The 13,512-nt window shown below is 74.8% G+C and carries 12 protein-coding genes; 8 read left to right on the top strand and 4 right to left on the bottom strand.

Going from position 1 to position 13,512, the window contains the following annotated elements; genetic code table 11:
- Positions 1–262: 262 nt before the first annotated feature.
- Positions 263–1,291, top strand: a complete 1,029-nt coding sequence (locus ACH4B3_RS31965; protein WP_398468870.1) for a LuxR C-terminal-related transcriptional regulator — start codon at positions 263–265, stop codon at positions 1,289–1,291.
- A gap of 165 nt (positions 1,292–1,456) precedes the next feature.
- Here the strand turns inward: ACH4B3_RS31965 and ACH4B3_RS31960 are convergent, their stop codons facing one another.
- From ACH4B3_RS31960 to ACH4B3_RS31950, 3 genes are all read right to left on the bottom strand, one after another.
- Positions 1,457–1,705 carry an SCO4226 family nickel-binding protein gene (locus ACH4B3_RS31960; protein WP_398468868.1) on the bottom strand — a complete coding sequence of 83 codons (249 nt, stop codon included), beginning with the start codon at positions 1,703–1,705 and terminating at the stop codon, positions 1,457–1,459.
- Positions 1,706–1,913: 208 nt separating this feature from the next.
- A complete protein-coding gene (locus ACH4B3_RS31955) occupies positions 1,914–2,360 on the bottom strand; it encodes a nuclear transport factor 2 family protein (protein ID WP_398468866.1) in 447 nt (148 codons plus the stop codon).
- Positions 2,361–2,490: 130 nt separating this feature from the next.
- Complete coding sequence (locus ACH4B3_RS31950) at positions 2,491–3,363, bottom strand: LLM class flavin-dependent oxidoreductase (RefSeq protein WP_398468864.1); 873 nt, start codon at positions 3,361–3,363, stop codon at positions 2,491–2,493.
- Between the two features lie 117 nt (positions 3,364–3,480).
- On the opposite strand from ACH4B3_RS31950, the gene ACH4B3_RS31945 reads away from it, so the two are divergent.
- The 5 genes from ACH4B3_RS31945 (at position 3,481) to ACH4B3_RS31925 (ending at position 8,655) form a co-directional block, all read left to right on the top strand.
- Entirely contained in the window at positions 3,481–3,939 is a 459-nt protein-coding gene (locus ACH4B3_RS31945) for an RrF2 family transcriptional regulator (protein WP_398468862.1), read from the top strand.
- 282 nt (positions 3,940–4,221) lie between these two features.
- Entirely contained in the window at positions 4,222–5,541 is a 1,320-nt protein-coding gene (locus ACH4B3_RS31940; RefSeq protein ID WP_398468860.1) for an acyl-CoA dehydrogenase family protein, read from the top strand.
- A 253-nt stretch (positions 5,542–5,794) separates the two neighbouring features.
- Complete coding sequence (locus ACH4B3_RS31935; protein WP_398468858.1) at positions 5,795–7,165, top strand: TrkH family potassium uptake protein; 1,371 nt, start codon at positions 5,795–5,797, stop codon at positions 7,163–7,165.
- On the top strand, positions 7,158–7,868 hold the full coding sequence (locus ACH4B3_RS31930; RefSeq protein ID WP_398468856.1) for a potassium channel family protein: 711 nt from the start codon (positions 7,158–7,160) through the stop codon (positions 7,866–7,868). The genes ACH4B3_RS31935 and ACH4B3_RS31930 overlap by 8 nt, the downstream gene beginning before the upstream one ends.
- Positions 7,869–7,932: 64 nt before the next feature.
- On the top strand, positions 7,933–8,655 hold the full coding sequence (locus tag ACH4B3_RS31925; protein ID WP_398468854.1) for a histidine phosphatase family protein: 723 nt from the start codon (positions 7,933–7,935) through the stop codon (positions 8,653–8,655).
- A gap of 503 nt (positions 8,656–9,158) precedes the next feature.
- Here ACH4B3_RS31925 and ACH4B3_RS31920 read toward each other — a convergent pair.
- The gene (locus tag ACH4B3_RS31920; RefSeq protein ID WP_398468852.1) at positions 9,159–9,653 is read right to left on the bottom strand and encodes an Lrp/AsnC family transcriptional regulator; all 495 of its coding nucleotides are present in this window, start codon (positions 9,651–9,653) and stop codon (positions 9,159–9,161) included.
- A gap of 256 nt (positions 9,654–9,909) precedes the next feature.
- Between ACH4B3_RS31920 and ACH4B3_RS31915 the strand changes: the two genes are divergently transcribed.
- Both ACH4B3_RS31915 and ACH4B3_RS31910 read left to right on the top strand, forming a co-directional pair.
- The gene (locus tag ACH4B3_RS31915) at positions 9,910–12,267 is read left to right on the top strand and encodes a transketolase-like TK C-terminal-containing protein (RefSeq protein ID WP_398468850.1); all 2,358 of its coding nucleotides are present in this window, start codon (positions 9,910–9,912) and stop codon (positions 12,265–12,267) included.
- A 220-nt stretch (positions 12,268–12,487) separates the two neighbouring features.
- The gene (locus ACH4B3_RS31910) at positions 12,488–13,324 is read left to right on the top strand and encodes an META domain-containing protein (protein ID WP_398468848.1); all 837 of its coding nucleotides are present in this window, start codon (positions 12,488–12,490) and stop codon (positions 13,322–13,324) included.
- Positions 13,325–13,512 lie beyond the last annotated feature (188 nt).

Genomic DNA, 13,512 nt, shown 5'->3' with positions numbered 1-13,512 from the left:
CGGCGCCGGGCCGTGCACCGGCCGGATGACCGATGAGCGGCTCCGGGGCGGGGCGGCACGGGTCCTCGCGGCGTCGGCCCCGGGGCCGGGGACGTCGCCGCCGGGCGGGCGGGGCGGCGACGGCCCGCCTCTGCTGAGGGGACCTGCTCTCCGCCGGTCCGCACGCCACCCCGGGGATGCCGGTGGCGCTCACCGCGGCCGGCGGGGAGGTGGTGCACGACACCCTCGATGACTGCCCTCACACCCCGCTTATGCTGGGGGAATGACGACGGAGCGCGGTGCGGCAGAGGTGCTCGACGCGGCCCTGCACGTCCGTGCGGCCGCGCGGGACGCGGTGCGCGGGACCTCGGACGCCGGTGCCGTACTGGCCAGCCTGTCCGAGGTCATCGACTACTCCTATGCCTCGCTCTCCCGGTGGGATCCGCTGCGCCGCCGTCATCTCACCCTGGCGGGCAGCTACCCCGGCGCCGCCACCGCGTACATCGAGGACCGGCTGCACGACGATCCGGTCTTCACGCGGATCCGCGGGTCGGCCGGCGGCGTCCGGTGGCTCGGGGACGTGCCCGGCGACCGGCGGGCGGAATCGCCCGGCTTCCGCGAGGTGCTGGAGCCCATCGGGGTCGAGGACGGGGTGGCCCAGTGCCTCTTCGCTCCCGACGGCCGCTACGTGGGGGTGCTCAACGTGAGCACCGTCCGGCCCCGGCACCGGCACGATCCGGCCCGGGCGGTGATGACCCTGCTCAACGAGTGCCTCGCCGCGGTCGCGGATCCGGCGCAGCAGCTGGTGTCCGGCGACGGCCCGGCCGTCGCGGCCCGGCCGGCCGCCGCGGCGGTGGTGCTGCCCGCGACACCGCCCTCCGGCCCGGCACCGGCGCCGGTGCCGGCGGGAGGCGTGGTGCCGCCCGAGCTCACCGACCCCGGCTCCGGGCTGGTCCGCCTGCTGTACGCGGCCGTCGCCAGGCGACCGCTGCCCTGCACCGTGCTGGTGCCGCACGGCGGGCGGTTGCTCCAGTTCCGGCTGTCCGCCCAGGACGCCCGGGACGCCCGGAACCACGGGATCCTGGCCGTGTGCCGCCCGGTCGCGCTTCCCGCCGGACTCACCCTGCGTGAGCTCCAGGTGCTGGCGGAACTCTGCGGGGGGCGCACCAACCGGGAGATCGCCGCCCGGCTCTTCGTCAGCCCCCGCACGGTCGGCACCCACATCGAGCACATCCTCACCAAGCTCGGGGTCCCCAACCGCGCGGCGGCGGCCGGGCGGGCGGCCGCCTGGGGGCTGGAGCCGCCTCCCTGAGACCGCCGGCGTCCGGACCGCGCCGCCGCCGGCCGGGTACCGCGCCATGGCCTGCCGGGAGCCGCGAGACCCTCCACCGCACCAGGGGCCCGGTGTGCCCGGCGGCACCAGGGGGCCCGGTGTGCCCGGCGGCCGAACGGCGCTCCCGTCCGGCCGCCGTGTCCCTCAGATCGTCAGCGGTACCGGATGGATCTCGTCGGCCGGGTGACCGGCCTTCCGGTGAACCCGCTGCACCGCCTCGGCGGACGGCCCCTCGGAGAGGCAGTACACGGTGCCCGAGCCGGGGTCGGCCCACGCACGCCGGAAGTGCACGCCTTCCTCGCCCTCGACGGCCAGATCGGCCTGGTGGGCCTGCTTGAGCTGGTCGCCCGTGATCCCTTCCATGCCGTGGTGTACGTCCATGAACGTGGTCATCGCCCCAAACCTCCGGTCGCGTTCCGGGACCGTGGCCGCGGCCCCGCTGTCTCCAGCGTCTCCCCGGGGCGCCGGGATCGCATCGCGGGGCGTGGCCCGGCGCCCACGCGGCGGCCGGCGGCCCTGGCCGGGGTCCGGAGTGCCGGCCCGGGAAGGTGCCGGCCCGGGAAGGTGCCGGTCCTGCCCTGCCGTGGGGCGCGGCCGGTGGTCAGGCGCCGTCCGGGTCGAAGGCCCGGGCCACGGCGAGGCTGTCCTCGTAGACGTGGTGCCGGGTGACCAGGCCGCCTTCGACGGTGAGGTGCAGGGCGAACCGGGCCCGGTAGGCGCGCCCGGTGGGGCGCGCGGTCTGGCGGATCTCGCCGAGCACCACCGCGTCGGCCCCGTCGACGAGGATGGTCTCGATCACGGTGGCCGCTGCCCCGGGCACGTGGTGCGCGGCGAGCTGCCGGTAGTGCTCGGCGGCGTCGGCGCGGGTCGTGCGGTGGCGGATCCAGGGGGTGGCGGCGCGGCCGTGCTCGGCCTCGGGCCAGTCGAGTTTCCAGTCGCCCCGCTCGGCGTAGAGCGCGGCGATCCGCTCGGGGTCGCCTTCGCCGATGCGGCGCAGCAGTTCCTCCACGACCTCGCGGGTGGTGGTCACGGGGGTGCCCATGGACATGGACGCTCCTTTCCTGGTGCCGGCTCCGCACCGGCCGGCGCGGATGGCCCCATGATCGGCGAGCCGGCCCCGCCGGGGCGATTACCTCCCGGGTAAGGGTCCCGTCCGGAGCGCGGCAGGGGGCGTCCGGTCAGCCGGCGAGGGGCCGGACCTCCTCGGCGGCGAACCGGATGAGACCCTCCGGGTCGGGTTCGTCGGCGGTGGGCTGGAGGACCACGGAGTCGGCACCGGCCTCCGCGAGGCGCCGGACCGCGTCCGCGATCCGCTCCGCGTCGCCGGCGACGCCGAATCCGGGCTGCGAGCCGTCGCCCGGTGGCCGGAGTTCGCCCTCGACGCGCGCGGCCCCGTCCGGCCCGGTCGCCGTGAGGAGGTAGACCACCACCCGGTGCCGGCCGGTCCGGCCGGCCTCCTCGCGTCCCTGGTCGATGAGGCGGCGGGCCCGCCGCACTCCGTCCGGCGACGTCCCGGCGACCAGGACGGTGCCGTCCGCGGCCGCGCCGGACAGCCGCAGCGAGCGCGGTCCGGTGGCTCCGGCGAACACCTCGGCGGCGGTGGCCGGCGGCCAGTCGAGGGCCACGCCGTCGAGCCGCACATAGCGGCCGGCGGTGGTGACCCGTTCACCGCGCAGCAGTGCGCGCATCGCCGTGAGGTGCTCGCGCAGCAGTGTCAGGGGCGAGTCGACCCGCGCCCCGACCTGCGCCATCCAGTCCTGGACGCCGTGTCCGACGCCCACCATGACCCGGTCCGGGAAGAGCCGGTGCAAGGTGGCGGTCTCCATGGTGGCCAGCGCGACGTTGCGCAGCGGGACCGGGAGCAGGCCGATTCCCACGCGCAGCCGTCCGGTCCAGGCCAGCGCGGCGGCCGCGGTCGCGATGCCGCTCTCCAGGAAGCAGTCCTCCCACAGCCACAGTTCGTCCAGGCCGGCGTCGTCGGCGGTGCGGGCCAGGTCGCGGAGTCGCTCGGGCGGGAGTTGGGGCCGGAAGACGGCGCCGAGAGCGGTCATGGCGCCCTTCCTACCCGGCGTGGTGATCGGATGGCAACACCCCGGTCCAGGCCGGCCGGAGGCGGGTCGCGGCGGTCGGGACGGGGCGCGGGGGCGGCGGTACGGGATAATGCGGGCATGCGCATTTCAGCCAGGGCCGACTACGCGGTGCGCGCCGCGCTGCGACTCGCCGCCGCTCAGGACGCGGGGCCGCTCAAGGCTGAGGCCATCGCCGACTCGCAGGGCATTCCGCACAAGTTCCTCGAAGGCATCCTGAACGACATGCGCCGGGGCGGGCTGGTGCTCAGCCAGCGCGGCGGCAACGGCGGCTACTGGCTGGCCAGGCCGGCCGACGCCATCACCATCGCGGATGTCATCCGCGTCGTGGACGGTCCCCTGGTCTCGGTGCGCGGGGTGCGCCCGCCGGAGTTGTCCTACACCGGCCCCGCGCAGTCGCTGCTGCCGCTGTGGATCGCGGTACGGGCGAACGTCCGGGAGATCCTCGACAAGGTGACGCTGGCCGAGGTCGCGTCCGCCGCGCTGCCTCCCGAGGTGTCGGCGCTGGCGGAGAACCCGGACGCCTGGACCAATCCCTGACACCACGCCCGGGGCCCGCCGACCGGACGGGCGGCTCCGAAAGCGACACCGGGGACGGCTCCGCCGAGGTCCCAGGGCACGTCTCACCACTCGGAAAGCATCGTCCATATCGCGAACTGCCCCTTGGGGCACGGCTCGTCCTCTGACACTATTCCTACTACTTCAGTGGGAAAACCAGGACAGAGATCCGCTCCTATGGCACCTCGCGTGAACGGCCGACGCCGCCCACCGTCGCCGTGTTCTCCCGCAGACGGCACACCCGAGGGAAAGGTGAACGGCGACATGCCGAAGCACTCCGCGGTACGGATCGGGTCCGCCCCCGCCGACTGTCCGGCCGGCCCCACCACCGGCCCGGCGGTCGACCGTCCGGCCCTCCGGGCGGCCGACCGCCTCCCCGAGGACGAGCTGTGGTCCCGGGTGACCCGGGAGCTCGCCGACGACCTCGCCGTCGACGCCCTCGCCCGGGACCGCGCGGGCGAGCCCCCGTTCGACGAGGTGGCGCGGCTGCGGGAGGCCGGTCTGCCGGCGCTGCTCACCCCGCCCGCCCCGGGCCGGCACGGCACCGACTGGCGTGCCGCCTGTGCCGTGATCCGCGAGATCGCGGCGGCGGACGGTTCGATCGGCGAACTGCTCGGCCGGCACTACGTCCTGACCTGGAGCGGCCGTTTCTTCGGCACCCCGGAGAGCGCCTCCGGCCTGGAGTCCGCCGCCGCGCGGCACCGTTGGCTGCTGGGCGGCGGTGTCGAGCCGTCCGAGCCGGAGTCCGGCCCCGGCCTCACCCTCACCCCGGCCGGCGGCGGATACGTCCTGAACGGGCAGCGGAGCTTCGCGGCCGGGGCGACGGTGGCCGACCGGCTGGTGGTCGGCGCGCAGTCGGCGGACACCGGCGAGTCGCTGATAGCTCTGGTGGACCCGGCACTTCCCGGGGTGTCCACGGAGAGCGCGCGGGAACGCCTGGGGCAGCGGCTCACCGGCGCGGGCAGCGTCGGGTTCGACGACGTCCGGGTGCGCCGGGACCAGGTGCTGGGCACCGTTCCGCGGGACGAGCACGCCATCTCCCCCTACGCCGCGCTCGCGCCGCTCGCCCTCCAGCTGGTCCTGACCCATGTCGGCCTGGGGGTCGCGGAGGGGGCGCTGGCCGAGGCCCGGGACGTCAACCGCGCCGGCCAGGCCTCCTGGCCCACGGCCCCCGGCGGGGACGGCGGATACCCGGACCGGCCCGGCGAGGACCCGTACCTCCTGCTGGCCTACGGGGAGCTGGCCACCGCCGCGCACGCCGCCGCCGCGGTGCTGGACCGGGCGACCGAGGCACTGGAGCGGGGGCTGCACGCGGGGCCGGAGCTCGGGGTCGACGACCGTGCCGACATCGCCGTGCTCATCGCCGCGGCCGACGCCGTCACCAGCAGGGCCGCGGTGCACATCACCACCCGCGTGCTCGAACTCACCGACGGCACCAGGGCCTTCCCGGGCGGCCCCGGGTTCGACCGGTTCTGGCGCAACGCGCGGGTGCTGACCGCGCGGAGCTCGCCCGCGCACCGGCTGCGGGACGTCGGCGACCACTACCTGAACGGCGCGCACCCCCGCCTCACCCTCCGCGCCTGACACCCCCGCCGGCCCGGAGGCCGGACCGGCCACGGGCGTCCGGGCCCCGTCCGGCCCCGACCCCATCCGGCCCAGGCCCCGTCCGGCCGTGTCCGACGCCCCGCCCGCCCGGGCCGAGCCGGCCCCTCCCGCGCCACGCACCGACCGGTCCGGCACGGCTCGCCCGCGCCCGGCAGCCACACCTGTAGATCGAATACGGTTAAAGTCTGATTTGACGCGTATTCGGGAAGGTGGGCGACGAGGAGACCGGCCGGTGGACGAACGCGTGAGAAGGCTGCGGCGCTTCTTCACCGCCCACCCCGCCCGCACCGTCGTGGTGGCCTTCGCCGTCGCGGTGCTGGCCGGCACCGGGCTGCTGGCACTGCCGGTGGCCGCCTCGCACGGGGGCGCGACCGACTTCGTCACCTCCCTGTTCACCTCGACCTCGGCGGTCTGCGTCACCGGCCTGGCCGTGGTGGACACCGGTTCGCACTGGAGCCGCTTCGGTGAGGGCGTCATCCTCGGTCTGGTCCAGATGGGCGGATTCGGCATCATGACCATGGCGTCGCTGCTCGCCCTGCTCGTCTCCGGCAAGCTGCGGCTGCGGATGCAGCTCACCGCGCAGGCGGAGACCAAGAGCCTGGGCATCGGGGAGACGCGCCGGGTACTGCTGGGCGTCGCCGGCACCACGGCGGTCGTGGAACTGACGGTGGCCGCCGTCCTCGCGCTCCGCTTCGGCCTCCACTACGACCGGCCGCCGGGCGAGGCCGCCTACCACGGGCTCTTCAACGCCGTGTCCGCCTTCAACAACGCCGGGTTCGGCCTGTACCCGACGAACCTGACCCCGTACCAGCACGATCACTGGGTGACCCTGCCGGTGGCCGCCGCCGTCGTGCTCGGCGGCCTCGGCTTCCCGGTGATCCTGGAGGTACTGCGGCACCGCGGGCGCCGCCGGCGCACCGGACGGCGCTCGTGGTCGCTGCACACCCGGCTGACGCTGTTCACCACCGCGCTGCTGCTGGCCGTCGGAACCGCGGTCATCTGCCTGCTGGAATGGTCCAACGACGGCACCCTGGGTCCCCTCGACACCAGGGACAAGCTGCTGAACGGCTTCTTCACCTCCGCGATGACCAGGACGGCGGGCTTCAACACCATCGACACCGGCGCCCTGGAACCGGCGACGCTGCTCTTCACCTGCATGCTGATGTTCATCGGCGGCAGCAGCGCGGGCACCGCCGGCGGTATCAAGATCACCACCTTCGCGGTGCTCGCCGCCGCCATCGTGGCCGAGGTACGCGGCGAGCGGCAGTCGGTGATCATGGGACGCCGGCTGGCGCCCCATGTCCTGCGGCAGGCCCTGACGGTCGCCCTGCTCGGCGTCGGCCTGGTCATCGGCGGCACCATGGTCCTGCTGACCCTGACGGACGAGGCGTTCGACGCCGTCCTGTTCGAGGCGGTCTCCGCCTTCGGCACGGTGGGCCTGTCCACCGGCATCACCCCGGACCTGTCCACTTCCGCCCGGCTGGTGCTGATCCTGCTGATGTTCGTCGGCCGGCTGGGCCCGGTCACCCTGGTCTCCGCGCTCGCCCTGCGCGAGCGGACCCGCCGCTACCAGCTACCCGAGGAGCGACCCATCATTGGCTGACCACGTACACGGCATGCGCCGGCGGCGCCGCAAGGAGCAGCCCGCCTCCCCCCGTGAGCAGCGGGTCGCCGTCATCGGCCTGGGCCGCTTCGGCCGGTCGCTGGCCGGCGAGCTGATGCGGCACGGCTGGGAAGTCCTCGGCGTCGACATCGACGACCGGGTGGTGCAGAAGTTCAGCGACACCCTCACCCACACGGCGGCCGCCGACTGCACCGACCCCGAGGCGCTCGTCCAGCTCGGCGTCGGCGAGTTCACCAGCGCGGTCGTCGGGATCGGCACCGCCATCGAGGCGAGCATGCTGGTCACCGCCAATCTGCTCGACGCGGGGGTCCCCAACATCTGGGCCATGGCGGTCAGCCGCCAGCACGGCCGGATCCTGGAACGGCTGGGCGCCCACCACGTGGTGCTGCCCGAGCACGAGATGGGCGAACGGGTCGCCCATCTGGTGACCGGGCGGATGCTGGACTTCATCCGGTTCGACAGCGACTACGCGCTGGTGAAGACGATCGCCCCGAGCGTCGTCCGCGGCATCCCGCTCGGCGAGAGCAGGCTGCGCAGCGTCTACGGGGTGACGATCGTGGGGATCAAACGCCTGGGCGAGAACTTCACCCACGCGACGGCCGAGACGGTGGTAAACGAGGGCGATGTCATCATCGTCACCGGCCGGACCGCCGACGTGGAGAACTTCTCCGCACTGCGGTGAACGGCCGGCGGGTCCGGCGTCGCACCGCGGGAAGACGTCCACCGACGGGTGAGGAGGCCCGGCCGTGTCCTGGGACGAACCGCTGACGGCCCCATCCCCGCTGCGCGGGCTCACCGCGGTGCGGCACGGCGAGAGCCTGGGCAACGTCCGCTTCGCGGCGGCGGCCCGGACCGGTGCCGTGGACACCCCGCCGCCCTACGCCGACGCCGAGGTGCCGCTCACCGAGCGGGGCGCCCGGCAGGCGGCGGCGCTCGGCTGCCGGCTGGCCCGGCTGGCCCCCGCGCACCGCCCGGACCTGGTGGTCTGCTCCCCGTACCGGCGGGCCCGGCAGACCTGGTCGATCATGGCCGAGGAAGCGGCGCGGCTGGGGTGCCCGGCCCCGCGGGCGGTCACCGACGCACGGCTGCGCGACCGCGAGATGGGGGTCTTCGAACTCCTCACCCCGGTGGCCATCGAGGCGGAGGCGCCGCTGGAGGCGCGCCGGCGTGCGCGGGTGGGCGAGTGGTTCTACCGGCCACCGGGCGGTGAGTCACACGCCGATGTGGCCCTGCGGGTCGGCGACCTCCTCGCCCGGCTGGACGCCGTCGCGGGCGGCGGCGAGGTGCTCGTGGTGGCCCATGACGCCGTGGTCGCCGCCCTGCGCCAGGTCATCGCCGGGGTCGGCGCTCCGGTGCCGGGAGACCTGCCACCGGTGCCCAACGCCTCCGTGACCCGCTGGACCCCGGACGAGGGACGGCTCCGGCTGCGCGTCTTCGGCGACACCTCCCATCTGCCCGCGGAGGAGTGAGCCCCGGCCGGGGCGCCGCCTCAGCCGCCGCGCCGCGCACGCCGGCTCTCCCCGCGTCCGTCCGTTGGCGGCGCGCCGACCGGACGACGCCGGCACGCCGGGTACCGGGCCCGGCGTCCGGCGAAGCGGGGCGCGCGGGACCCCGGGCCGCCGCGCGGGGCCGACCGCGGAGCGGGTCGGCGGTCCCGACCGCGGTCTCCTGGCCGCGCCAGACCCGCGGCCGGCGCTCCGTCAGCTCCGCGAAGGGGTACGGCGTTCGGTGCCGACCCCTGTTTCCCGGCCGTGCGCGGCGGGGTGGCGCTCCCGGCGACCACCCCGCCGCGCACGGCCGGGCTGGACACCGGGCCCTCGGTGGAGTCGCCGCTCTCCCGTTGCCCGGCGGCCCGCGGCGCCGCGGCCGGTGCCGTCCCGGTGAGCCGGCGTCGGGCAGCCGGACGAACGCGCGCGGCGCGATGTCCGGTCCCCCGCGGCCCCGCACCCGCCCCCGTTACCCGGGCCCGCGCTCACCGCGGCGCGGCGGCGCGGCGCAGCAGCGGGGCGATGCGGTAGTCGACGAGCTGCCGCATGACCAGCGCGGTGTTGGTGCGCTCGACGCCCGGGATGTCGAGGATCTGGTCGGCGACCCGGTACAGGTCGTCGGCGTCCTTGGCGACCACGTGCACCAGCAGGTCGGTCTGCCCGCTGAGGCCGTGCACCTGGAGCACTTCGGGGATCTCTTCCAGGGCGGTCGCCACGCTGTCCATCCTGCGCTGGGTGACCTGGGTGGTGATGAACGCGGTCAGCGGATAGCCCAGGGAAGCCGGGTCGACGCAGCGCTCGAACGAGGTCAGCGCGCCGTGCTGTTCGAGTCCGGTGAGGCGTGCCTGCACGGTGTTGCGGGAGAGCCCGGCCCGGTCGGCGAGGGCGACGGTGGTCGCGCGCGGTTGATCGACGAGCGCGAGCAGCAGTCGGGCGTCGGTCGGGTCGATCTTGCGGCCACTGGGCACAGTGCACTCCATGACGGTTCGGGGCGACGGGCGGTTGAGCATTCTGCGCAAATATCATCGCTGCTCTTGTGCACATCAACGAGCCATGCTGTCCTCATATGCACCAAGTGCCTACGAGGAGCATGGAGTGCCGGTCGGCCGTGATGCGATCGGCGCGTCGCCCGCCCTCACGCCGCACTGAGCCCGAAGTGCCGCTCGGGGCATCGCATCCTGAAGGTCGCCGCCCCTTCGCCGGGGTGGTGACGTGTCCCTGGAGGCCCGTCAGTCCATGACCAGCGCAACCCCCCTCAGGCAGCAGTCCGGCACCGGCCAGACCGGCCCCGGGCAGGTCGACGCCGACCGGTTCGACGTGCTGGGCGAACTGGAACAGCGCGTGCTGTGGCTGTCCAGTGCGATCGTGCACCACGCGAACCGGGTGCGCCCCAATCCCTCGGGGCTGAAGGTCGGCGGCCATCAGGCGTCGTCCGCGTCCATGGTGTCCATCATGTCCACGCTGTGGTTCCGGCACCTGCGCCAGGAGGACCGGGTGTCGGTGAAGCCGCACGCCTCTCCGGTGCTCCACTCGCTCAACTACCTGCTCGGCACGCTGGACGAGTCCTACCTGACGACGCTGCGTGAGTTCGGCGGACTGCAGAGCTACCCGAGCCGGTCCAAGGACCCGGACCCGGTGGACTACTCGACCGGGTCGGTGGGCATCGGCGCGACCGCCACCATCTGGGGTGCGCTGGCCCGCCGCTATGTGTCGGACACCACCGCCGGGGGCTACCGGGGCCGGCAGTACGCGCTGGTGGGCGACGCCGAACTCGACGAGGGCGCGGTCTGGGAGGCCGTCCTGGACCCGGCGGTGACCGAACTCGGCGAGCTGGTCTGGATCGTGGACCTGAACCGTCAGTCGCTGGACCGGGTGGTGCCGGTCATCGCCGCCGACCGGCTACAGGGAATGTTCGCCGCGGCCGGCTGGCAGGTGCTGAACGTCAAGTACGGCCGGCTGCTGGAGGAGCTGTTCACCCGGCCGGGCGGGGACGCGCTGCGGGCGCGGATCGACGCCATGCCGAACCCCGAGTACCAGCGGCTGCTGCGCTGCCCCGCGGAGGAGCTGCGGCGGCGGCTGCCCGGTGACGGCCCCGGCGCCGAGGCGATCGCCCGGCTGCTGGCGGAGCTCGACGACACCACCGTGCTGCGGGCGGTCCGCAACCTCGGCGGGCACGACCTGGCCGCGCTCGACGCCGCCTTCACCGCGATCGACGACGACCGGCCCACGGTGATCTTCGCCTACACCGTGAAGGGCTACGGCCTGCCCACCCAGGGGCATCCGCAGAACCACTCGTCGCTGCTGACCACGGAGCAGATGGAGGAGCTGGCGGAGCGGGTCGGCGCCGATCCGCGGCGGCCCTGGGCCCGCTTCCCGGCCGGCTCCGCGGCCGCCGAGCTGTGTGCCCGGACGGCGGACCGGCTGGCTCGGCGGCAGCCCGCGGTGCCGCCCGTGCCGGAGCTGCCGGTCGACATCGGCCGGACGCCGACCGGGGTGGCCACCACCCAGGCCGCGCTGGGGCGGGCGCTGCTCGACCTCACCCGGGAGGCACCGGAGGCCGCCCGGCGGGTGGTCACGGTCTGCCCGGACGTCAGTTCCTCGACGAACCTGGGCGGCTGGGTCAACAAGGTCGGCGTCTGGTCGACGGCCGAACGGGTGAACTGGTTCGCCGACGACGCCGAGACGATCCTGCACTGGCGGGAGAAGCCCTCCGGGCAGCACATCGAACTGGGCATCGCGGAGACCAACCTGGTCGGCCTGCTCGGCGAGCTGGGGGCCACCTGGAGCCGGTGGGGCGAACCGCTGCTGCCCATCGGGGTGATGTACGACCCGTTCGTCCAGCGGGCGCTGGAGCCGTGGTCATTCGGCATCTACGCCGGCGGCCAGTCGATCCTGGTCGGCACCCCGTCCGGCGTGACGCTGGCTCCGGAGGGCGGCGCCCACCAGTCGATCACCACCCCCTCACTGGGCATCGAGCAGCCCGGCTGCGTCACCTACGAGCCGGCGTTCGCCCTCGACGTCGAGTGGGCGCTGCTGGCCTGTCTCGCCCGGCTGGGCCGGCCGGACGGCGGCTCCGCGTATCTGCGGCTGTCCACCAGGCCGGTCGACCAGGCCCTGGCCGCGGTGCCGGCCGACCCGGCGGGCCGTGAACGCCGGCGCCGCCAGGTCGTCGCGGGCGCCTACGCGCTGCGCCGCCGGGAGGGGGCGAAGGTCACCATCGCGGCCATGGGCGCGATGATGACCGAGGCGCTGACGGCGGCCGACCGGCTGGAGCAGGCCGGCACCCCGGCGGACGTGGTGTGCGTGACCAGCCCGGGCCTGCTGCACCAGGCGCTGCGGGCCCGCCACGGACAGGAGGCCGGCAACAGCTGGATCCTCGACCACGCCTTCCCGGCGTCCCGGGCCACACCGCTGGTCACCGTGGTGGACGGGCATCCGCACACGCTGGCCTTCCTCGCCACCGTCAACCAGGTGCCGAGCCGCACCCTGGGAGTGACCCGGTTCGGCCAGTCCGGGTCCCTGGAGGACGTCTACCGCTACCACGAGATCGACGCCGACAGCATCGTCCGGGCCGCGCTGGACCTGACCGAGTAGGTGCCCGTGCCGGGGGCCGGGGCCGCGGTGAGCGGACCGCGGCCCCCGGGACCGCCCGCGGCGCGCCGAGGTCCCGTCCGGCGGCGCCGCACGGGGGCGGGGCGGGACGGCGGTCCCGGCGGGCGGCTGACGGCGGGCGGCAGACGGCAGACGGCAGACGGCAGACGGCAGACGGCAGACGGGTACGGAACCGGTGCCGGCCCGGCCACGTCACACCCCCGTGAAACGACACTTCAAGGCGACATACGCCGCCGCCGCGGCCCTGGCCTGCACCGTGGTCCTGGCCGCCTGCGGCAACGAGACCGGCAGCAGTGACACCGTGGGCGGCGACGCACCTGTGACCGGTGTCCAATGGGAGCCCCAGTCCGTCACCGTCGGCGACAAGAAGTACGGGCTGCCGTCGCAGACCGACGCCCACATCAGTTTCAAGCCGGGCAAGGACGGCGCGGAGGGTGGCGAGTCGGGCGGCGTCCCCGGCTGCAACCACCTGGGCGCGGACGTCGAGGTGGAGGGCGACACCCTCCGGGTGCGGGACACCGCGCTGACCGCCATGGGCTGCGCGGGCGAGGTCCAGCGGTTCGAGGAGCGGTTCATGGAGGTCTTCACCGGCGACCTGAAGTCCGAGGTCTCCGAGGACGGCAAGACCCTCACCCTGACCCAGGACGACGGTGACCGCATCGTGCTCACCGCGAAGCCCCCGAAGCCGGCGAAGCCGCTCCGCGGGACGACCTGGCAGGTGAACGGGCTGGTCGACAAGGAGACCACCCAGTCGCTGCCCCAGGGCACCGAGGGCAAGGCGCATCTCCGGCTGGGCAAGGGCGGCGAGGTGAGCGGCAGTCTGGGCTGCAACACCTTCACCTCCGAGGCCACGGTCAAGGACGGCCGGATCGAGTTCGGCCCGATCGCCAGCACCCGGAAGATGTGCCCCGACGCGGTGATGCAGGTCGAGAACCGGGTCCGCGCGGTGCTCTCCGGGCCGGTCTCCTACGACCACGACGACCGGCGGCTGTCGCTGACCGCCGACTCCGGCAAGGGGCTCACCGCCTCCGCGAAGTGAGCTCGCCGGCCGGCCGCGGCCGCCGATCGCCCGCCCGGCGGAGGCGCGGCGGGCGGTGAGGCCCCGGGGCCGGGCAGGACACGACGAGGGCCGGGGCAGCGGTGTCGCCGCGGCCCCGGCCCTCGTCGGTGCCGCCGCCGCGGTGGCCCGGTCACCGGTGCCCCGGGCGCCGCATCGCATCCTGATTG

Origin of the sequence: Streptomyces sp. NPDC018031, assembly GCF_044327625.1 — a bacterium.
Classification (GTDB): Bacteria; Actinomycetota; Actinomycetes; order Streptomycetales; family Streptomycetaceae; genus Streptomyces.
The sequence above is the reverse complement of the archived record's forward strand: the minus strand, read 5'-3'. Positions and strand labels throughout refer to the sequence as shown.

What these genes read in the sequence shown, in the direction of transcription:
- ACH4B3_RS31955 (WP_398468866.1), bottom strand. Translation starts at nt 2,360, where the DNA reads ATGTCCATGGGCACCCCCGTGACCACCACCCGCGAGGTCGTGGAGGAA.
- ACH4B3_RS31960 (WP_398468868.1), bottom strand. Translation starts at nt 1,705, where the DNA reads ATGACCACGTTCATGGACGTACACCACGGCATGGAAGGGATCACGGGC.
- ACH4B3_RS31940 (WP_398468860.1), top strand. Translation starts at nt 4,222, where the DNA reads ATGCCGAAGCACTCCGCGGTACGGATCGGGTCCGCCCCCGCCGACTGT.
- ACH4B3_RS31965 (WP_398468870.1), top strand. Translation starts at nt 263, where the DNA reads ATGACGACGGAGCGCGGTGCGGCAGAGGTGCTCGACGCGGCCCTGCAC.
- ACH4B3_RS31920 (WP_398468852.1), bottom strand. Translation starts at nt 9,653, where the DNA reads ATGGAGTGCACTGTGCCCAGTGGCCGCAAGATCGACCCGACCGACGCC.
- ACH4B3_RS31950 (WP_398468864.1), bottom strand. Translation starts at nt 3,363, where the DNA reads ATGACCGCTCTCGGCGCCGTCTTCCGGCCCCAACTCCCGCCCGAGCGA.
- ACH4B3_RS31915 (WP_398468850.1), top strand. Translation starts at nt 9,910, where the DNA reads ATGACCAGCGCAACCCCCCTCAGGCAGCAGTCCGGCACCGGCCAGACC.
- ACH4B3_RS31945 (WP_398468862.1), top strand. Translation starts at nt 3,481, where the DNA reads ATGCGCATTTCAGCCAGGGCCGACTACGCGGTGCGCGCCGCGCTGCGA.